The following is a 20,334-nucleotide window of genomic DNA, read 5'->3' as shown; positions in this document are numbered from 1 at the left end:
GCTTTCCATCCCTCTTCTGGAGACTTCCATGCACGACGAACGCCGCCGGATCGAGGAGCGCGTAGAGCGCCTCCAGAACCAGCGCATCCGGCCCGCGATCTACGCGGCCACGGTCCCCTTCGAGGTGACCGCCTGGCAGGCCCCCGGCGAGCCGGTGTCCTTCGAGGAGGCGGCCGCTGCCCCCTACGAGCCCTTCGCCATGGACACCCCCTGGGGACCGCCCTGGGGCACCACCTGGTTCCGGATGCACGGCGAGGTGCCCGCCGAGTTCGCGGGCCGCCGCGTCGAGGCCGTCATCGACCTAGGCTTCGTCGGCGACTGGCCCGGCAACCAGGCCGAGGCCCTGGTGCACCTCACCGACGGGACCCCGCTGAAGGCGGTCAACCCGCTCAACCAGTACGTGCGGATCGCGCACCCGGCGACCGGCGGCGAGGTCGTCGACTACCTGGTCGAGGCCGCCTCCAACCCGGACATCCTCGCCAACGACTTCCGCGAGCCCACGCTCCTGGGCGACGTCCTGACCGCAGGCGACAAGCCGCTCTACACCTTCAAGCGCGCCGACATCGCCGTCCTCGACGAGGACGTCTGGCACCTCGACCTCGACATCCAGGTGCTGCGCGAGCTGATGCTGGAGCTGGGCGAGCGCGACCCGCGCCGGCACGAGATCGCGCACGCCCTCGACCACGCGATGGACCTGCTCGACCTGGACGACGTCTCCGGCTCCGCCGCCGCCGTCCGCGAGGCCCTGAAGCCGGCGCTGTCCAAGCCCGCGCACGCCAGCGCCCACGTCATCTCCGGCGTCGGCCACGCGCACATCGACTCGGCCTGGCTGTGGCCGATCCGCGAGACCAAGCGCAAGACCTCCCGGACCTTCTCCAACGTGACCTCGCTCGCGGACGAGTACGAGGAGTTCGTCTTCGCCTGCTCGCAGGCCCAGCAGTACGAGTGGGTCCGCGACAACTACCCGCAGGTCTGGGCGCGCATCCAGGAGTCCGTGAAGAAGGGCCAGTGGGCGCCGGTCGGCGGCATGTGGGTCGAGTCCGACGGCAACCTGCCCGGCGGCGAGGCGATCGCCCGCCAGCTCGTGCACGGCAAGCGGTTCTTCATCGAGCACTTCGGGATCGAGACCAAGGGCGTCTGGCTGCCGGACTCCTTCGGCTACAACGCGGCCTACCCGCAGCTCGCCAAGCTGGCCGGCAACGACTGGTTCCTCACCCAGAAGATCTCCTGGAACCAGACCAACACGTTCCCCCACCACACCTTCTGGTGGGAGGGCATCGACGGCACCCGCATCTTCACCCACTTCCCGCCCGTGGACACCTACAACGCCCGCTTCAGCGGCGAGGAGATGTCCCGCGCGGTCCGCAACTACGCCGAGAAGGGCGCCGCCACCCGCTCGCTCGCCCCCTTCGGCTGGGGCGACGGCGGCGGCGGCCCCACCCGCGAGATCATGGAGCGGGCCCGCCGGCTGAAGGACCTGGAGGGCTCGCCCCGGGTCGAGGTCGAGCACCCGGACGCCTTCTTCGCCAAGGCCCGCGCCGAGTACGAGGACGCGCCGGTCTGGGTCGGCGAGCTCTACCTGGAACTGCACCGCGCCACCTACACCTCGCAGGCCCGCACCAAGCAGGGCAACCGGCGCAGCGAGCACAAGCTGCGCGAGGCCGAGCTGTGGGCGACCACGGCCGCCCTGCACGCGCCCGGCTACAGCTACCCGCACGAGAAGCTGGACCGGCTCTGGAAGACGGTCCTGCTCCACCAGTTCCACGACATCCTGCCGGGCTCCTCGATCGCCTGGGTGCACCGCGAGGCGGAGGCCGAGTACGCCCGCGTCGCCGCGGAACTGGAGACGCTGACCACCGAGGCGATCACCGCGCTCGGCGGCGGCACCGCCCGGGTCTTCAACACCAGCCCCTACGACCGCGCCGAGGTCGTCCGCGACGCGGCCGGCACCCCGGTCTACGTCGAGGTCCCCGCGAACGGCAGCGCCCCGCTCGCGCCCGCCGCCCAGGCCCCGCTGCCGGTCACGGTCGAGGGCCGGGTCATCGACAACGGACTCGTCCGGGTGGAGGTCGCCGAGGACGGCACCCTGTCCTCCGTGTACGACCACCGGGCCGGTCGCGAGGTCCTCGCCGGCCAGGGCAACCTGCTGCGGCTCCACACCGACCTGCCGAACTACTGGGACGCCTGGGACGTCGACAAGCACTACCAGAACCGCTACACGGACCTGCTGGAGCCGTCGGAGATCACCGTCGCCGACGCGGACCCGCTGCTCGCCTCGATCAGCGTCACCAGCTCCTTCGGCAAGGGCTCGCGGATCACCCAGACGATCACCGTCCGCGCCGGCAGCCCCCGGATCGACATCGAGACGGACCTCGACTGGCACGAGGCCGAGAAGTTCCTCAAGGCCGGCTTCCCGGTGGACATCCGCGCCGCGCACTCCTCCGCGGAGATCCAGTTCGGCCACGTCCAGCGGGCCACGCACACCAACACCAGCTGGGAGGCGGCCCGCTTCGAGGTCTCAGGCCACCGCTGGGTGCACCTCGCCGAGCCCGGCTACGGCGTCGCCGTCGTCAACGACTCGACGTACGGCCACGACGTCTCCCGCACCGTCCGCGAGGACGGCGGCACGACCACCACGGTCCGCCTCTCCCTGGTCCGCGCCCCGCGCATCCCGGACCCGGGCGCCGACCAGGGCCGCCACCGCTTCACCTACGCGCTGCTGCCCGGCGCGAGCGTCGAGGACGCGGTCGCGGCCGGCTACGCCCTCAACCTCCCGCTCCGGGTCGCCGACGCGGCGGGCGAGCCGACGCCGGTCGTCTCGGCGGCCGGCGAGGGCGTCACCGTCGAGGCGGTCAAGCTCGCCGACGACGGCTCCGGCGACGTCGTGGTCCGGCTCTACGAGTCCCGCGGCGGCCGCGCCCAGGGCGTCCTGCGCACCGGCTTCCCGCTGGCCGGCGCCCAGGTGACCGACCTGCTGGAGCGCCCCCTGGAGGCGGCGGACGCCGACGGCGACTCGGTCGCCGTGACGCTGCGGCCCTTCCAGATCCTGACGCTCCGTCTCCAGCGCGCGGACGCGGACCGGTAGCACCCCACGGGCCGGGCCCGGCGCCTCGCGCGCCGGGGCCGGTACGCCGTCCTGCCCGGGGCGGACCCTGCCGGACCCGGCAGGGTCCGCCCCGGTTTGCCGTAAAGGCCGGGAATTCTCATATGAAGAATTAAGAGATCGGTAAGTTGGCAGGTCACAGCGGGTTTTCGGGCCGCGCAGCCCCCGCCGGTTTCCCTCTCGGACACCTTGGGTTCGCCTTCCACCCCTGGGATGCGTGACGGCAGGGACGAGAGAAAGGCATCACCGTGCGAGACCCGCGAATGTCAGCGATCGCGAAGGGGCTGAAGCGCCGCGGACGGCTCATGGCCCAGGCCGTGAGCCCGCCCCGCAGGACCCTCGACGCGATCCCGGCGCAGCGCCCGGCGCAGCAGCAGCCGCAGCGGTCCGCCGCCGAGGCCTACGTGGCCCCGCGCGCCCCGCGCCTCGTGGAGCGCCCGGTCCTCGTCCTGTCCTCGGTGCGCTCCGGCTCCACGCTGCTGCGGGTCGTCCTCAACAGCCACAGCCGTATCCGCGCCCCGCACGAGATGCACCTGCGCACGGTCCACGTCCGGATGTCCCGGGACTTCACGGCGGACGCGATGAAGGAGCTGGCCCTCGACCGCGAGGAGCTGGAGCACGTCCTGTGGGACCGCGTGCTGCACCTGGAGCTCACCCGCAGCGGCAAGGACGTCATCGTCGACAAGACCCCGCCGAACACCCTCATCTGGCCCCGGCTGGAACGATGTTGGCCCGACGCGAGGTTCGTCCTGCTGCTGCGCCACCCCGGCGCCGTCATCCAGTCCCTGACCAGCCGCCGCGCCGACCCCGACCACGAGGGGATCCGCGCCGAGGTCCTGGGCTACGCGGAGAAGCTGGAAGAGGCCCGCCGGCGGCTCCCCGGCGCCCACGTGATCACGTACGAGGACCTCACCGCCGAACCGGAGCGGGTCACCCGCGGCCTGTGCGAGTACCTCGGCGTCGAGTGGGAGAGCGGCATGCTCGACTACGGCAGGCAGGACCACGGTTCCTTCCGGCCGAAGCTCGGCGACTGGTCCCGGGAGATCAGGTCCGGCCGGATCCAGGCCGCCCGCCAGGCCGACCCCACCGCCGAACTCCCGCCCCGGCTCGCGGAGATAGCCAAGGCGTGGGGATACCCCGTCTAGGCATCCCCACGCCGGCCCCGCGTTCCCCGGTCAGCCGGTGAACCCGGCCGTGATCTTGGTGAACTGCCAGTTGTCCTGGCTGATCCCGGAGCAGTTGCTCACCACGCCACCGCCCGCGCAGCCCCGGTCCCGGTTCACGGACCAGAAGGCGAGCCGGGCGATGTGGTGCGTGTTCGCCCAGTCCCGGACGGACGTCCAGATCGCCGGGGTCGTGGTCTCCTGCTGGTCCGACAGACCGTTCATGCCGGAGATCCCGATGTGCGCGTAGGCCGTCGCGTCGTCCCAGCCGAAGGTGGACTTCAGCTTGGCCTTCAGCCCCTCGGCCGCGTTCACGGTGTTGCCGTACATGTCGGAGCCGCCGCCGAAGTCGAACGGCATGATCGTGAAGACGTCGATGTCGGCGCCGATCGACTGGGCCTGTTCGATCAGCCGGTTGCCGTAGTACGTCGGACCGGTGGTGGACGTCCCGAAGGTGACGATCGTCCGCAGGCCGGGGTTGTTCGCCTTGACCGTCTTCAGGGCGGTCAGGATCCTCGCCTGCACGGCCTCGTTCTCGAACTCGTCGGTGTTCTCGATGTCCATGTCGACGGCCTTGAGCCCGTAGGCGTCGATCACCTTCTGGAGGGCCCCGGCCAGCGCGCTCGCGGACGAGCAGTCGGCGCCGAGCTTGCTGCCCTGCCAGCCGCCGAACGAGGGCACGACGTCACCGCCGGCCGCCCGGATCTGGTTGATCGCGGTCTGGTCGACCCCGCCGGTCAGCGCGCGGCTGCCGTCCCAGGCGGGGGTGCAGCCGCCCGAGTCCAGCATGAAGGCCATCGTGAACCACTTGACGCCGGTGGCGCTCATCACCGTCGACGGGCTCGGCGGATCGCCCCAGCCCTCGTACAGGTAGGGCGCGGCCTGTTTGAACCCGGTTCCGCCGCCGCTGCCCGCGCTGGTCGTGACGCTCACCGCGTTGGAGGCGGCCGAGGTGTTCCCCGCCGCGTCCCGCGCCTTCACGCTGAACGAGTACGCGGTGCTCGCCGACAGCCCGCTCACCGTGGCGGTGGTCCCGGAGACGCTCAGCACCCGGCTCGACCCCTGGTAGACGTCGTACGCCGTCACCCCGACGTTGTCGCTCGCGGCCGACCACGACAGCGACACGGTCGACGAGGTCTTCCCGGTGGAGGTGAGGTTCGAGGGCGCGCTCGGCGCCTGGGTGTCCGAACTCCCGCCGGGCCCGTCGAGGCTGATGTCGTCGGCGTAGTAGGTCCCCTGCGCGTACCACCCGTGCACGTAGATCTGGGCGCTGGTCTGCGCGGCCCCGGTGGTGAAGGAGACGCTGAGCCGGCTGTACTGCGAGGGCGAGGAGGTCCAGGTGGAGGAGGATCCGGTCACGCCGAGATAGACGTACGAGCCGCGCACCCAGCCGCTCAGCGAGTACGTCGTGCTCGGCTGCACGGCGACGGTCTGGGTGCACTGGGCGTTGTCGCTGGAGCTCACGGCCCCGGCGAGGGCCTTGGCGCCGCCGTGCACGGGGGAGGAGACGACGGAGCCGAGGTTCCCGGTGCAGGACCAGGGCGAGAGGCTTCCGGACTCGAAGCCGGGGTTGGACAGGATGTTGGCCGCCTGCGCGGTACCGGGCAGCGCGATGGCCCCGGCGAGCGCGAGGGCGGCGGAACCGAGCAGGGCGAGTAGGCGGCGTCTGGAACGCCTGAGTGAGTTGCGCACGCGATCTCCCTGAAGGAATGGGGGTGTTCGGGAGTGCACGAAGGTGCGGGGTGGTGCGCAGACAAAGCTGGTATGGACCAATCCGCGTGTCAAGGAGAGTGACGTGAATTGGTCCATACCGGTGGGATGTTCGGCCTGTGGGCTAGAGCGGCAGCGCCTCGGCCGCGGCCTCCACCGGACTCACGGCGACGGGCGCGGCCGCCGGCGCCGGCAGCACCACCTCGTCCGCCTCTTCCCGCTGCACGGGAACCGACGGCAGGACCGGCTTCGGACCCGAGATCACCGCGTAGTCCTGGCCCAGGAACGGCGGCTCGATCACCCCGGTGTCCTCGCCCAGCGCCAGCTGCACGGCGGCCCACGGTGCGTTGACGCCGCAGAGCGCGAGCTGGTGCAGCCCCCCGGCGGGACGTGTGTTGACATCGAGCAGCACGGGCTCGTCGCCGTACATGCGGAACTGGATGTTGGACAGGTAGTGCAGCCCGAAGCCCTCGGCGATGAGCCGCGCCGGCGCCAGCCACCGCTCGTCCAGGGTGAACCCGCGCCGCCGGCCCTTCTTCGTGCGTCCCACGGCCAGCCGGACCCGGTTGTCGGGCCCGGTGAGGCAGTCCACGGACACCTCGGGCTCCTCCAGGCGCGGCATCACCAGCCAGTCCACCCCGTGGTCGGCGCGGCGCAGCGCGTCCAGGACCAGGTCGAGCTGGACATGGGGCCCGGGGAACCCGCTGAGGTGGAGGAGCGAGAACGGGGAGCGGGTGATCACCCGGAAGCCCACCCCACCCGCACCGGCGGCCGGCTTGAAGCACGCCTTGTGCCCGTCGGCCTCCAGCTTCTCGACCGCGTCGACCAGTTCGTCCGCCGTGCGGACCCGCCACCACGGCGGCACCGGCACCCCGACCGAGGCGACGGCCTCGTACGCGGTCGCCTTGTCCTCGAAGACCGCGGCGCCCTCCGCGGTCGGCGCCAGCAGCGCCGTGCCGACCGCCTCGAAGTCGGCCCGGTGGGCGACGATCGCCGACTGGTGCAGCCGGGGCACGAACACGTCGATGCCACGGCGCTGGCACTGGTCGAGCGCGTACTCGACGTAGCCGGCCGGGGACAGGCCCTCCGGCTCCAGCTCGGCGGTGTCGGCGGCGGCCAGCACGGGGGAGTCGGCGTCACCGTGCGTCGCATGGATCTCGACCGCCCGGTCGCTGGGATTTTTCCGCAGCTGATCCATGAAGAACACGTTCTCCGCGTACGTGCGGTTGAGCCAGACGCGTACGCGAGAGCGCATTAATGCCGCCTTCCGGGGTTTTTGGGCAGGGCTCAGCGGGCCCGTGCCCGGGCAGGGTGGTTGGAGGGTCACCAAACCGCCCTGGATGAAGGGAAGTTCGTGGCGGTGGTGTTGGGGGGATCATACGGCTTTCGAGGGGCCCCGCGTGCAACGCCAGTGTTACGGATTCCCCCGGCCGGTCCACGCGCGTTTTCCTGCACCGTCCCCGGCGGTTTCCTCGACCGCGCGGGCGCCCGGCCGGGTCCCCTTGTTCGCCGCACCGGTCATGTGCTGAGGTGGTGCCCGACGACATGATCGGAAGGGGTGTGCGAGGTGGAGTCCACGGCCGGTGCCGGACGGTTGCTGGCCATCAGCGACCTGCACATCTCGTACCCGGAGAACCGCGAGCTCGTCGAGAGGATGCGACCGGAAACCGACGAGGACTGGCTGATCGTCGCCGGTGACGTCGCCGAGACCGTCGCCGACATCCGCTGGGTGCTGGAGACCTTCGCCGGCCGCTTCCGCAAGGTGCTGTGGGCCCCCGGCAACCACGACCTGTGGACCCACCCCAAGGACCCGGTCACCCTGCGCGGGGTCGCCCGCTACGAGCACCTCGTCGAACTGTGCCGGGAGCTGGGCGTGGTCAGCCCCGAGGACCCCTACCCGGTCTGGGAGGGCCCGGGCGGCCCGGCCGTCGTCGCCCCGCTGTTCCTGCTGTACGACTACTCCTTCCTGCCGGCCGGCTGCGCCACCAAGGACGAGGGCCTCGCCTACGCGCACGGCACCGGCATCGTCTGCAACGACGAGTTCCTGCTGCACCCCGACCCGTACCCGACCCGCGACGCCTGGTGCGCGGCCCGGGTCGAGGCCACCGAACGCCGGCTCGCCGAGCTGCCGGCGGACCTGCCGACCGTGCTCGTCAACCACTACCCGCTGGACCGGCACCCGACGGACGTGCTCTGGTACCCCGAGTTCGCCATGTGGTGCGGTACCACCCGCACCGCCGGCTGGCACCGCCGGTTCCGCGTCGCGACCATGGTCTACGGTCATCTGCACATCCCCCGGACCACCTGGCTGGACGGCGTCCGCTTCCAGGAGGTCTCGGTGGGATACCCCCGTGAGTGGCGCAAGCGCCCGGGGCCCCCGGGCGAACTGCGCCGCATTCTGCCGATGGAGGTCGGAACCGGTGATCGAGGAGCTGCTCCCGGACTCGGTGGTGGCCGTGGAGATGCTCGGTGACGAGGCGATCCGCGAGGCCCCGCTCTTTCCCGAGGAGGAGGCGCTCGTCGCGCGTGCCGTGCCCAAGCGCCGCCGCGAGTTCTCCGCCGTGCGCGCCTGCGCCCGGCGCGCCATGGAGAAGCTCGGGGTGGAGCCGCAGCCGGTCGTGAGCGGCGAGCGCGGCGCCCCGCGCTGGCCCGAGGGGCTGGTCGGCAGCATGACCCACTGCGAGGGCTACTGCGCCGCCGCCCTGGTCCGCGCCGCCGACCTGGTCTCCCTCGGCATCGACGCCGAACCGCACGCCCCGCTGCCCGAGGGCGTCGCCGAGTCCGTCGCGCTGCCCGCCGAGCGCGAGCGGCTGCGCCGGCTCACGGCGCAGCGGCCCGACGTGCACTGGGACCGGCTGCTGTTCAGCGCCAAGGAATCCGTCTACAAGGCGTGGTTCCCCCTCACCGGGAAGTGGCTGGACTTCATGGAGGCCGACATCGAGCTGGTGCCGGAGCCCGGCGGCAGGCCGTACGGCACCCTGCGCGCCCGCCTCCTCGTCCCCGGCCCGCGCGTCGGCGCGGAGCCGCTCCAGGTCTTCGAGGGGCGCTGGCGGGTGGGGCACTCCACGCTCACCTCGGCCGTGGTCGTGCCGCACCGCTGAGCGCCCCCGGCACGGCTCAGGTGGGCGGGCACCAGTCCGACAGCAACCGGAAGAACGCCTCCTCGTTCCCTCTGAGGCCCGCCCGGTCCAGCGCCGCCTCGGCCTCGGCCAGCACGGCCGGTGGCACCAGGAGGGGCCGGCCGTCCTCGTCCGGAGGTCCGTCGAAGGCCGCGCGCACGGTGTGCAGCAGCCGCAGATAGGCCTGTACGGCGGTGCGCTCGCGGTCGGTCAGTACGGCGGTGGGCATCGTCGGCTCTCCCCGTCGGTCGTCACGGTCACGCGCCCGTACGGCGCGGGCACGCCGCGTGTGCGGTGCGCACCCCCCAGCTTGCCGCCCGCCACTGACAACGCCCTCCGGCGACGAGCCGGTTCGCCCGCTCAGCGGACGCGGAACCGCACCCGCGCACCTCCGTGAGGGAACGTCTCTTCGCCCGGCCGGCAACGGATTTCGGCCGAACCGGCGTCACCTCCCCGGATAGCCCAGTGACACCTCGATGCGCCCCGCCACGTCGTGCCGCCGCACCGGTCCGCGCAGCGCCGAACCCGCGAGCCAGGTCCGGCACTTGCTGGCCAGCAGCAGCCCGAAGCTCTCCGCGTCCCGTTCCTCGGCCCGGTCGAAGCGGGTCCGGGCGGCGATCCGCTGCACCGCGCTCCGGAGCGCCACCCCCTCCGCGCCCGCGCCCTCGCCGAGGAGCCGCGCGGCCACCCGGACACCGGCGCCGTCCGCGTCCGCGTCCACGTCCGCGTCGCCACCGACGGCGACGGTGTGACCGTGGTGGTCGGCGTGCAGATGCCACAGTTCGTGACCGAGGATCACCAACTGGTGGTCGGGCGCGGTGCGTTCCTCGACGACGACCAGGTCCCGGTCGGGCAGGTCGAGCCAGAGCCCGCTGGCAGTGCCGGCCGGGAAGACGGCCGTACGGAACGTGACGGGACGGCCGCGGCGGCGGCCCATGGCGTCGCACAGCGCCCGGTACAGCTCCGGCGGCGCGGCGGGCGCGGGCAGCGTCAGCTCCCCGACCAGCTCACCGCTCAGCCGGCGCATGTCCCTGCCGATGCCCACTGTTCTCCCCCCGGCTCACGACTCGGGCCGCTTGACGCTCTCCAGGAGCATGTCCAGCCATTCCGCGACCTTGTCCCGGTGCTGGTCGGTGGGCAGCTGGGCGGCCCGCCAGGCGATCCCGCGCACCCCGTGGTCCTGGAGCAGCCGCTGCAACGGGTCCGCGGCGGCCTCGGCCGCGGCCCGCTCCCGGTCGGCCAGCTTCTGCAGCAGCTCCTGCTCGACGCGCTGCAGGGCGCCCGCGAGGGCCTCGGGGTCCTCGGCGGTGAGGAAGCCGGCGTGCACGCGGAAGAAGCGCTGGAGGGCGTCGCAGTGCTCCATGGTCGGCCGCCGGTCGCCGTTGAGCAGGGCGCCGGCCTGCTGCCGGGACATGCCCGCGCCGTCGGCCATCTCCTGCTGGGTGTGTTTTCGGCCATTGGGCTTGAGCCGGGTGCGGCGCAGCAGGTCCAGGCGTTGCAGGAAGCGGGCCTGGACGTCCGGCTCGCCCGCCGGGCGGCCGCCCAGCAGAGCCTTGACCACGGACTCGGGGACACCGCAGGCGTAGGAGAGCCGCCCGATGTCGAAGACCTCGGGGTACGGTACGCCGAGCCGGTCGGCGAGCGCGGTGACGCGGGCGACGACGGCCGGCAGCTGGGCGGTCGCCGTGGCGCCCGGATCCTCGTAGCCATCCGTCACCGACAGAACTCCTACGTCTCTCAGGGGAATCAGGGGCTTCTCACAAGCGGTCGCCGTGAACATGCGGCGCGAACGTCCCGGAGATTAGCGGGTGCTTCGAACTCACATCCAGGTCTCGCCACAACTGTGGCCAATTTCGGCCGTCAACAGGCATGAAATGCCACGATAGTTGACATGACTCAGGGTGGGGCAGCAGGATCACATCGCCGCGAGAAGGCCGCATAGGCAAGAGGGGTGACCTCCCGATGGCATATCAGGCAGGTGGGCGGCGGCCGGAGCCGCTGTCCGTCCCCGGGAGTCCCGCGGCCCAGGCGTACCTCCAGGACTACGCACTGCTGCTGGACGCGATCCCCTTCCCGTCCCTGGTGGTGGACCACCGCTGGGACGTCGTGCTGGCCAACGGCGCGTTCGGGACACTTTTCCGGGGGGTCGCCCCGTATCCCGCGGCCATGCCCGGGGACAACTTCCTCCGGTTCGTCCTCTTCCACCCGGACGCCGGCACCGTGCTCGGCGCGCACGAGTCGGGCTGGTGCCTGCCGATGCTGGCCCAGTTCAAGACCACCCTGGAGCGGTACGGCCACGACCACGAACTCCAGTCGATCCGCCGGGAGATCGCCCAGGACCCCATCATGGAGGCGGCCTTCCGGCACGGCCTGCCGCACTGGCTGCGCGCGGTCGGCGAGGAGGGCGCCCGGCTCGACGGCGCGGTCCGGCCGCTCCAGCACCCGGACCCGCTGGTGGGTCCGACCGAGTGCCGGATCGTGAGCGAGACCCCCAAGACCCTCCAGGACATGGGCTACGCGCGTTACACACTGGTCCTGCGCGCCACCCCCCGTCCGGTCACCGCGCCGCGCCGCTCGCGCCGCCCGGGCGGCCTGGGCGCCCACCTGACCGTGGTCCCCGCCCCCGACGCCTGACCCGGCACCGCCGGCGTTCAGGTCGCCGACGGCGCCGGGCCGGTCACCTCCACCACGTCCGGGCCCGCACCGGCAGGCTCCGTGCTCAGTCCGCCGGGGCGACCAGGACGAGGGGCACGGCTCCGCAGGGCAGCAGGCGGCTGCCCCGGACGGTGGCCGGGCGGCCGGTCTCCAGGACGGTCGCGAAGTCCGGCCCCTTGGTCAGGGAGCCCGCCAGGTGGGCCGGGTCCGCCGACGCGGCCACCCGGCCCCGGGCGTTGACCAGCCGTGCGGGGCCCGGCAGTTCGCGCAGCAGCGGCAGCGCGGCCGCCTCGAAGTGCCGCAGGTACACATCGGCCGCGGCCACGCCCAGGAAGCGCCCGGCGAGCTCCACCGGCGCGGACAGGGTGAGGCTGTACTCGTCCGAGCAGAGGTAGTCCACGTACGGCCCCGCGACCGCCCGCCGCCCGGTGTCCCGGGGCAGCGCGAACCAGTCCCAGTGCGTGTAGTCCGAGTACGCCGAGGACCGCGGATCGAGGTCGAGGAGCAGCGGCCGTACGTCGCCCTGGGCGTCGGACTGCCACCACTCCAGCCAGGCCGGCACGTCGGCCAGCAGCCCGGGCGCGGCGACGAAGCCGACGCCGGACACCAACTCCTGCCGGGCCAGCCGCAGATGGAGCCCCGGGCGCAGCGCGGCCAGGTCCGCCGTGACGGGCGGACGCCCCTGGGCGGTCACCCGGGCCAGCAGCGCGGCCGTGTCGGCGCGGGTCTGCGCCACGGCGTCGAACACCGACTCCAGGGCGCGGCCGACCCGCTCGGCCACGTACTCCTCCGCGGCGTCGAGCGTCGTGGTGGCCGGGCCGGAGGGGGCGGTGCTGCGGCTCATCGTGCCCTCCAGCGGACGGAAGACCGGGCGCGGCGCGGCTACAGGGCCAGACGCAGCGCGATGAGCCGCCCCGTCGAGTCCCGCACGCACCGCTCGGCCAGCTCCCTGGCCGAAGTGTGCGCCCCATCCTGCACGGCCGAGATTACGGAGCGGTGACGGTCTGCCACCTCTTCACGATATTCGTCGTCGCCGAGCACAAGACAGAGCAGCGCCCCGATCTCCGTCTGGAGCGCGACCTGTTCGCGGGTGAGCCGGGCGGACTGCGCCGCGGCGGCCAGCTCCACGTGGAAGCGGCCGTACACCCTGCTGCGCGCCGGCGCGTCCGGCGCCTTGCACAGCTCGTCCATGGTGCGCCGCAGCTGGTCCAGGTCGTGGTCCTCGGTGCGCTGCGCCGCGAGGTACGCGGCGGTTCCCGACAGCGCGGCCCAGTGGTCGCCCAGGTCGCGCAGCTCCTCGGGGCTCCAGCCGCGCAGCCGGGCCCGCAGCCGCTCCTGGTCGGGCACCTCGGGGGAGGCGACGAAGCTGCCGCCGCCGCGGCCCCGCCGGGTGACGACCAGCCCCTGCTGGCGCAGGGCCATCAGCGCCTCCCGCAGGGTCACCGTGGACACCCCGAGCCGCCCCGCCAGCTCCGTCTCGCCGGGCAGCTGCTCCCCGTCGGCGAGCAGGCCGAGTTCGATGGCGTCGCCGATCCGGCGCACGACCGCGTCCACCCGCGCCCCGCCGTCCACCGGGGCGAAGACGGCCTTTCGGGCGCCGCCGACCGTCTGCTGCTCTCTCACGGCCCACCACCCTATGCGTTGACCCAACCTTTACCTCGGAAGGGTCTTGAGATATGAACTATGACTTCATATCTTTCCGGTCACCAGGTGCAACGCAAGAGAACGGCAGAAAGGTTCCCGCCCATGGAGGCCAGCGCGATCCGGTTGCGGGATCTACGGAAGTCGTTCGGTGACACCACCGCCGTGGCCGGGGTCGACCTGGACATCCGGGACGGCGAGTTCTTCTCGATGCTCGGCCCCTCCGGCTCCGGCAAGACCACCGTCCTGCGGATGATCGCCGGCTTCGAGGCCCCCACCGCGGGCGTGATCGAACTCGCCGGACAGGACGTCACCCGCCGCGCCCCCTTCGAGCGCGACGTGCACACCGTCTTCCAGGACTACGCCCTGTTCCCGCACATGACCGTCGAGCAGAACGTCGCCTACTCCCTGAAGGTCCGCGGCACACCGAAGGCCGAACGCCTGGTCCGCGCCCGCAAGGCGCTCGCCGAGGTCCGCCTCGACGGCTACGGCGCCCGCCGCCCCTCCCAGCTCTCCGGCGGCCAGCGCCAGCGCGTCGCCCTCGCCCGCGCCCTCGTCGGACGCCCCCGTGTCCTGCTCCTCGACGAACCCCTCGGCGCCCTCGACCTCAAGCTCCGCGAGCAGATGCAGATCGAGCTCAAGGCCCTCCAGCGCGAGGTCGGCATCACCTTCGTCTTCGTCACCCACGACCAGGAGGAGGCCCTGACCATGAGCGACCGGGTCGCCGTCTTCCACCAGGGCCGGATCGAACAGGTCGGCACCCCCGCCGAGATCTACGACCGCCCCGCCACCACGTTCGTCGCCTCCTTCGTCGGCACCTCCAACCTGCTCACCGGCGAGACCGCCCGGCGCGTGCTCGGCGAGAACGGCACCCACAGCGTCCGGCCCGAGAAGATCCGTGTCCTCAGGGAAACCGAAGACGCCGAAAGCGCCGAGGGCACCCACGGCGCCGAGGACACCGCCGACACCGGTCACGCCTCCGCCGTAGGCACCGTCGCCGAGGTCGTCTACCTGGGCGACGCCACCCGCTTCCTGGTCGACCTGGACGGCGGCGGCCGGCTCACCGCGCTCCAGCAGAACCTCGACACCTCCGCCGAGGACGTCGCCGCCTACCGCGGCACCCGCGTCCGGCTGCGCTGGCAGCGCCGGCACACCGTCCACGTCCCCGACTGATCCGCCGTCCCCGCCTCCGGACCGCCGTCCCTCACCTCTGGAGTACGCCGTGCGCCTCACCCGCCCCCTCACCTCGGCCGCCGTCGCCGCCCTGCTGCTGGCCGCCACCGCCTGCGGCTCCTCCGGCTCGGACTCCTCGTCCGGCCTGAACCCGCCCGACCTCAAGCCCCTCGCCAAGCTCGGCAAGACCGAGGGCGAGGTGAACCTGGTCGCCTGGGCCGGCTACGTCGAGGACGGCTCCGACGACCCCGCGGTCGACTGGGTCACCGACTTCGAGAAGCAGACCGGCTGTCAGGTCAACTCCAAGGTCGCCGCCAGCTCCGACGAGATGGTCAAGCTGATGAAGACCGGCCAGTACGACGCCGTCTCCGCCTCCGGCGACGCCTCCCTGCGCCTGATCGCCTCCGGCGACGCCGCCCCCGTCAACACCAAGCTCGTACCGAACTACAAGGACATCTTCAGCGGCCTGAAGAACGGCGCCTGGAACTCCGTCAAGGGCCAGATGTACGGCATACCGCACGGCCGCGGCGCCAACCTGCTGATGTACGACACCCAGAAGGTCAGCCCCGCGCCCACCTCCTGGGCGGCCGTCTTCGACGACGCGGGGAAGTACAAGGGCCATGTGACGGCGTACGACTCACCGATCTACATCGCCGACGCGGCCCTGTACCTCAAGGCCACCAAGCCCGAACTGAAGGTCAAGGACCCCTACGCCCTGGACCAGAAGCAGTTCGACGCGGCCGTGGCCCTGCTCAAGAAGCAGAACGCGGACATCGGCGAGTACTGGAGCGACTACCTCAAGGAGATCTCCGCCTTCAAGAGCGGCGACTCCGTCATCGGCACCAGCTGGCAGGTCATCGCCAACCTCGCCGCCGACGAGGGCGCCAAGGTCAAGGCCTTCGTGCCCGAGGAGGGCTCGACCGGCTGGTCCGACACCTGGATGGTCTCCGCCAAGGCCAAGCACCCCAACTGCGCCTACAAGTGGCTCGACTGGATCGTCTCCCCGAAGGTCAACGCCGAGGTCGCCGAGTACTTCGGCGAGGCCCCGGCCAACGCCAAGGCCTGCGACCTGACCAGCGACAAGAACTTCTGCGCCACCTACCACGCGACCGACGAGAGCTACTGGAAGAACATCGCGTTCTGGAACACGCCCATCGAGCAGTGCCTGGACGGCCGCACCGACGTCAAGTGCGTGCCGTACGCCAAGTGGGTCCAGGCCTGGACCGAGATCAAGGGCTGAGCCATGACCGTGCTCACCCGGACCGCGGGGGCGCTGCACCGGCGCCCCCGGCTCCGCCTCGCCCTGCTGCTGACCGCCCCGCTGCTGTGGCTGGCCGTGCTCTACCTCGGCTCCCTGGCGGTGCTGTTCCTGTCCGCGTTCTGGACCACCGACTCCTTCACCTCCGAGGTGGTGAAGGTCTGGTCGGCCGACAACTTCCACGAGCTGTTCACCACCCCCGTGTTCCGCCAGGTGATCCTGCGCAGTGTGGGCGTCGCCCTCGCGGTGACCGCCCTGTGCGCGGTGATCGCCTTCCCGGTCGCCTTCTACACCGCCCGGGTGGCCAAGCCCAGCCGGCGGCCCCTGCTGGTGGTCGCCATCCTCACGCCGCTGTGGGCGAGTTACCTGGTCAAGGTGTACGCCTGGCGGCTGATCCTGTCCGAGGGCGGGCTGGCCGACTGGCTGCTCAGGCCGTTCGGACTGAGCGGGCCCGGCTTCGGACTGCCGGCCACCGTGCTGACACTGACCTACCTGTGGCTGCCGTACATGATCCTGCCGGTCCACACCGCGCTGGAGCAGCTGCCCGACAACCTGCTGGACGCGTCGGCCGACCTGGGCGCCCGGGCCGGGCGGACCTTCCGGTCCGTGGTGCTGCCGATGGTGCTGCCGTCGGTGGCCGCCGGGTCGGTGTTCACGTTCTCGCTGAGCCTCGGCGACTACATCACCGTGCAGATCGTCGGCGGCAAGACCCAGCTGATCGGCAACCTCGTGTACGCCAACATCGAACTCAACCTGCCCATGGCCGCCGCGCTCGCCACCGTCCCGGTCGTCGTCATCGTGCTGTACCTGCTGGCGATGCGGCGGACGGGGGCGTTGAGCAGCCTCTGAGGACAGAGTGGTACCTCACATGTCACACATGACACTCTCCCGCCCCGCCCGTATCGCGCTCCGCTGCGCCGCCGCCTTCGGCTTCGCCCTGATCTACGTCCCGCTGCTGCTCGTTCTCGTCAACTCCCTCAACCCGGACCGCAGCGCGAGCTGGCCGCCGCCCGGTCTGACCACCCGGTGGTGGACGGTCGCCTGGCACAGCTCCGGGGCCCGGGAGGCGTTGTGGACCTCGGTGAAGGCGGGGCTCGGCGCCACCGCGATCGCGCTGGTGCTGGGCACGCTCGTCGCCTTCGCCGTCGCCCGGTACCGGTTCTTCGGCCGCGACGCCCTCTCCTTCGTGGTCGTCCTGCCGATCGCGCTGCCCGGCATCGTCACCGGCATCGCCCTCAACTCGGCGTTCAGCACGGTCCTTGAGCCGCTCGGCGTCGGGCTCGGCCTGTTCACCGTGGTCGTCGGACACGCCACCTTCTGCGTGGTGATCGTCTTCAACAACGTCGTCGCCCGGCTCCGCCGCACCTCCGGCAGTTACGAGGAGGCGGCGGCCGACCTCGGCGCCGACACCTTCCGGGCCTTCGTCGACGTCACCTTCCCGCTGGTGCGCTCGGCGCTGCTCGCGGGCGGGCTGCTCGCCTTCGCGCTCTCCTTCGACGAGATCGTGGTGACGACGTTCACCGCCGGGCCCGGCGTGCAGACGCTGCCCCTGTGGATCTTCGACAACATGACCCGGCCCCAGCAGGCACCGGTGGTGAACGTGGTGGCGGCGGTGCTGGTCCTGCTGTCGGTGATCCCGATCTACCTGGCGCAGCGGCTGTCGGCGGACACGGCGACAGGCAGCCGCGTCTGACCGGCCCCGGGGCCGCGCCGGCCGCCCGAAGCCCCGGCCCCGAGCCCCGGGCCCCGGCCTCCGCCCCGCCCCCGGCCTCCGCCCCGCCCCCGGGCCCCGAGCCCCGGGCCCCGGCCTCCGCCCCGAGCCCCGGGCCCCGGCCTCCGCCCCGCCCCCGGGCCCCGGCCTCCGCCCCGCCCCCGGGCCCCGGCCTCCGCCCCGCCCCCGGGCCCCGGCCTCCGCCCCGCCCCCGGGCCCCGAGCCCCGGGCCCCGGCCTCCGCCCCGAGCCCCGGGCCCCGGCCCCGGCCTCCGGAGCATTACGCAAGCAGCTTGCGTTACTTGCGCTATTCTTGCGCGCATGACGCGACGACTTGCGGAAGTGGCCAAGAAGGTCGGGGTCAGCGAGGCCACGGTCAGCCGGGTGCTCAACGGCAAGCCCGGCGTCTCCGAGCCCACCCGGCAGGCGGTGCTCTCCGCCCTCGACGTCCTCGGCTACGAGCGCCCCACCCAGCTGCGCGGCGAACGCGCCCGGCTCGTCGGTCTGGTCCTGCCCGAGCTCCAGAACCCCATCTTCCCGGCCTTCGCCGAGGTCATCGGCGGCGCGCTGGCCCAGCTCGGACTCACCCCGGTGCTGTGCACCCAGACCAAGGGCGGGGTCTCCGAGGCGGACTACGTGGAGCTGCTGCTGCAACAGCAGGTCTCCGGGGTCGTGTTCGCCGGCGGCCTGTACGCCCAGGCCGACGCCCCGCACGGCCACTACCGGCTGCTCGCCGAACGCAACATCCCGGTGGTGCTGGTCAACGCGGCCATCGACCGCCTCGGCTTCCCCGGCGTGTCCTGCGACGACGCGGTGGCGACGGAGCAGGCCTGGCGCCACCTCGCCTCCCTCGGCCACGAGCGGATCGGCCTCGTCCTCGGCCCCGCCGACCACGTGCCCTCGGCCCGCAAGCTCGCCGCCGCGCGGGCCGTGGGCGACGTCCCGGACGAGCGGGTGGCCCGGGCGATGTTCTCCATCGAGGGCGGCCACGCGGCCGCCACCCGGCTCATCGACCGGGGCGTCACCGGCATCATCTGCGCCAGCGATCCCCTCGCGCTCGGGGCGATCCGGGCGGCCCGCCGCAAGGGCCTGGACGTCCCGTCGAGGGTGTCGGTGGTCGGGTACGACGACTCCGCGTTCATGAACTGCACCGAGCCCCCGCTGACCACCGTCCGGCAGCCCATCGAGGCCATGGGCCGGGCGGCCGTGGAGCTGCTGAACACACAGGTCAACGGCAGTTCCGTGGCCCCGGAGGAACTGCTCTTCGAGCCCGAACTGGTGGTCCGCGGTTCCACCGCGCAAGCGCCCCGCGACTGAGATCCGGTCGACTGTCGAATAATTACAGATCCTGCGCGACATCTTGCGGTCGATTGTCGCCGGTGCTTGAGTGTGCGGCGCCCACCGGTCCCGGTGCGGCGCCCACTGCTCCTGTCTGGGGGGTCCACCGATGTCCAGCACCGGGTTCCGCCGTGCTCTCGTCGCGTTCGGCGTCTGTTCGTCCCTCGCCCTCTCCGCCACCGCCTGCGGGTCGGGTGACGACGACGCGGGCAGCGGCCGGACGAGGATCACCGTGAACTGCGAGCCGCCGAAGAGCGCCAAGGTCGACCGGTCGTTCTTCGAGCAGGACATCGCCGCCTTCGAGAAGCGGAACCCGGACATCGACGTCGTCGCGCACGACGCGTTCCCCTGCCAGGACCCGAAGACCTTCGACGCCAAGCTCGCCGGCGGACAGATGGAGGACGTCTTCTACACGTACTTCACCGACGCCCGGCACGTCGTGGACATCAACCAGGCCGCCGATCTCACCCCGTACCTCAAGGAGTTGAAGAGCTACGGCACCATCCAGAAGCAGCTGCGCGACATCTACACCGTCGACGGCAAGGTCTACGGCATCCCGCGCACCGGCTACTCGATGGGCCTGATCTACAACCGCGCGCTCTTCGAGAAGGCCGGCCTCGACCCCGACCGGCCGCCGACCACCTGGGAAGAGGTCCGCGCCGACGCCAAGAAGATCGCCGCGCTCGGCGACGGCACCGTCGGGTACGCCGACTACAGCGCCCAGAACCAGGGCGGCTGGCACTTCACCGCCGAGATGTACTCCCAGGGCGGTGACGTCGTCTCCGCCGACGGCAGGTCGGCGACCGTCGACACCCCCGAGGGCCACGCGGTCCTGCGGAACCTGCACGACATGCGCTGGACCGACGACTCGATGGGCAGCAAGCAGCTCCTCGTCATCAACGACGTCCAGCAGATGATGGGTTCGGGCAGGCTCGGCATGTACCTCGCCGCGCCGGACAACATCCCGATCCTGGTCAAGGAGAAGGGCGGCGACTACAAGGACCTCGCCCTCGGCCCGATGCCCGGCGGCCAGGGCACGCTCATCGGCGGCGACGGCTACATGTTCGACAAGAAGGACACCCCGGCCCAGATCCGGGCCGGCCTCAAGTGGCTCGACTCCATGTTCCTCACCCCGGGCGACGGCTTCCTCGGCGACTACGCCCGCGCCAGGAAGAACGACGCGCCCGTCGGCCTGCCCGAGCCCCGCCTGTTCACCGGCGCCGCCGACACCAGGGACCAGGCGGTCAAGAAGGCCAACGCCAACGTGCCGGTGGAGAACTACCAGGCGTTCCTGGACGGCAACCAGTCCCTCCGGATGAAGATCGAGCCGCCGGACGCCCAGCAGATCTACTCCGTCCTCGACGGCGCGGTCTCCGCCGTCCTCACCAAGAAGGACGCCGACATCGACCAGCTCCTCAAGGACGCCGACGCCAAGATCGACGGCATCCTGGCCCGGGGCTGACC

18 protein-coding genes are annotated in these 20,334 nt (G+C 72.0%); 11 read left to right on the top strand and 7 right to left on the bottom strand.

All coding sequences use genetic code 11. The features are described 5' to 3' along the window. Window positions 1-28 precede the first annotated feature (28 nt). Both ACZ619_RS02115 and ACZ619_RS02110 read left to right on the top strand, forming a co-directional pair. A complete protein-coding gene (locus tag ACZ619_RS02115; RefSeq protein ID WP_469593031.1) occupies window positions 29-3,085 on the top strand; it encodes an alpha-mannosidase in 3,057 nt (1,018 codons plus the stop codon). Window positions 3,086-3,366: 281 nt separating this feature from the next. Beyond that, window positions 3,367-4,248 (top strand): sulfotransferase family protein, encoded by an 882-nt coding sequence (locus tag ACZ619_RS02110; protein WP_469593030.1) that lies wholly within the window; start codon window positions 3,367-3,369, stop codon window positions 4,246-4,248. Between the two features lie 30 nt (window positions 4,249-4,278). Here the strand turns inward: ACZ619_RS02110 and ACZ619_RS02105 are convergent, their stop codons facing one another. Further along, complete coding sequence (locus ACZ619_RS02105; protein WP_469593029.1) at window positions 4,279-5,958, bottom strand: carbohydrate binding domain-containing protein; 1,680 nt, start codon at window positions 5,956-5,958, stop codon at window positions 4,279-4,281. Window positions 5,959-6,100: 142 nt separating this feature from the next. Next, on the bottom strand, window positions 6,101-7,231 hold the full coding sequence (locus ACZ619_RS02100) for an ATP-grasp domain-containing protein (protein WP_469593028.1): 1,131 nt from the start codon (window positions 7,229-7,231) through the stop codon (window positions 6,101-6,103). A gap of 312 nt (window positions 7,232-7,543) precedes the next feature. Here ACZ619_RS02100 and ACZ619_RS02095 point away from each other — a divergent pair, with 312 nt between their 5' ends. After that, window positions 7,544-8,449, top strand: a complete 906-nt coding sequence (locus tag ACZ619_RS02095) for a metallophosphoesterase family protein (protein WP_469593027.1) — start codon at window positions 7,544-7,546, stop codon at window positions 8,447-8,449. Beyond that, window positions 8,397-9,077, top strand: coding sequence for a 4'-phosphopantetheinyl transferase family protein (locus ACZ619_RS02090; RefSeq protein WP_469593026.1), 681 nt, complete (start codon window positions 8,397-8,399; stop codon window positions 9,075-9,077). The genes ACZ619_RS02095 and ACZ619_RS02090 overlap by 53 nt, the downstream gene beginning before the upstream one ends. A 16-nt stretch (window positions 9,078-9,093) precedes the next feature. Here ACZ619_RS02090 and ACZ619_RS02085 read toward each other — a convergent pair whose 3' ends face one another. From ACZ619_RS02085 to ACZ619_RS02075, 3 genes are all read right to left on the bottom strand, one after another. Continuing rightward, window positions 9,094-9,324, bottom strand: coding sequence for a hypothetical protein (locus ACZ619_RS02085; protein WP_469593024.1), 231 nt, complete (start codon window positions 9,322-9,324; stop codon window positions 9,094-9,096). Window positions 9,325-9,540: 216 nt separating this feature from the next. Further along, window positions 9,541-10,140 carry a toxin-antitoxin system, toxin component gene (locus ACZ619_RS02080; RefSeq protein WP_469593022.1) on the bottom strand — a complete coding sequence of 200 codons (600 nt, stop codon included), beginning with the start codon at window positions 10,138-10,140 and terminating at the stop codon, window positions 9,541-9,543. Window positions 10,141-10,155: 15 nt separating this feature from the next. Beyond that, window positions 10,156-10,812, bottom strand: a complete 657-nt coding sequence (locus ACZ619_RS02075) for a helix-turn-helix domain-containing protein (RefSeq protein WP_469593020.1) — start codon at window positions 10,810-10,812, stop codon at window positions 10,156-10,158. Between the two features lie 245 nt (window positions 10,813-11,057). Between ACZ619_RS02075 and ACZ619_RS02070 the strand changes: the two genes are divergently transcribed. Further along, a complete protein-coding gene (locus tag ACZ619_RS02070) occupies window positions 11,058-11,729 on the top strand; it encodes an MmyB family transcriptional regulator (RefSeq protein ID WP_469593019.1) in 672 nt (223 codons plus the stop codon). Between the two features lie 85 nt (window positions 11,730-11,814). On the opposite strand, the gene ACZ619_RS02065 is transcribed toward ACZ619_RS02070, so the two are convergent. Then, window positions 11,815-12,594 (bottom strand): cache domain-containing protein, encoded by a 780-nt coding sequence (locus ACZ619_RS02065; RefSeq protein ID WP_469593017.1) that lies wholly within the window; start codon window positions 12,592-12,594, stop codon window positions 11,815-11,817. Between the two features lie 38 nt (window positions 12,595-12,632). Beyond that, window positions 12,633-13,373, bottom strand: a complete 741-nt coding sequence (locus ACZ619_RS02060; RefSeq protein WP_469593015.1) for a FadR/GntR family transcriptional regulator — start codon at window positions 13,371-13,373, stop codon at window positions 12,633-12,635. A 123-nt stretch (window positions 13,374-13,496) separates the two neighbouring features. Between ACZ619_RS02060 and ACZ619_RS02055 the strand changes: the two genes are divergently transcribed. The 6 genes from ACZ619_RS02055 to ACZ619_RS02030 all read left to right on the top strand — a co-directional run bounded on the left by ACZ619_RS02055 (window position 13,497) and on the right by ACZ619_RS02030 (window position 20,332). Continuing rightward, window positions 13,497-14,564: an ABC transporter ATP-binding protein gene (locus ACZ619_RS02055; RefSeq protein WP_469593013.1), complete on the top strand. Its 1,068-nt coding sequence runs from the start codon at window positions 13,497-13,499 to the stop codon at window positions 14,562-14,564. A 49-nt stretch (window positions 14,565-14,613) separates the two neighbouring features. Further along, the gene (locus ACZ619_RS02050) at window positions 14,614-15,804 is read left to right on the top strand and encodes an ABC transporter substrate-binding protein (protein WP_469593011.1); all 1,191 of its coding nucleotides are present in this window, start codon (window positions 14,614-14,616) and stop codon (window positions 15,802-15,804) included. 3 nt (window positions 15,805-15,807) lie between these two features. Continuing rightward, the gene (locus ACZ619_RS02045; protein WP_469593009.1) at window positions 15,808-16,671 is read left to right on the top strand and encodes an ABC transporter permease; all 864 of its coding nucleotides are present in this window, start codon (window positions 15,808-15,810) and stop codon (window positions 16,669-16,671) included. 28 nt (window positions 16,672-16,699) lie between these two features. After that, a complete protein-coding gene (locus tag ACZ619_RS02040) occupies window positions 16,700-17,515 on the top strand; it encodes an ABC transporter permease (protein WP_469593007.1) in 816 nt (271 codons plus the stop codon). Window positions 17,516-17,853: 338 nt separating this feature from the next. Further along, window positions 17,854-18,849: a LacI family DNA-binding transcriptional regulator gene (locus tag ACZ619_RS02035; RefSeq protein ID WP_469593005.1), complete on the top strand. Its 996-nt coding sequence runs from the start codon at window positions 17,854-17,856 to the stop codon at window positions 18,847-18,849. A gap of 130 nt (window positions 18,850-18,979) precedes the next feature. Further along, on the top strand, window positions 18,980-20,332 hold the full coding sequence (locus tag ACZ619_RS02030) for an ABC transporter substrate-binding protein (protein WP_469593004.1): 1,353 nt from the start codon (window positions 18,980-18,982) through the stop codon (window positions 20,330-20,332). The last annotated feature ends 2 nt before the right edge of the window (window positions 20,333-20,334 follow it).

Source organism: Streptomyces sp. NPDC104367, from assembly GCF_055583825.1.
This window is presented reverse-complemented; position numbering and strand designations above follow the sequence as displayed.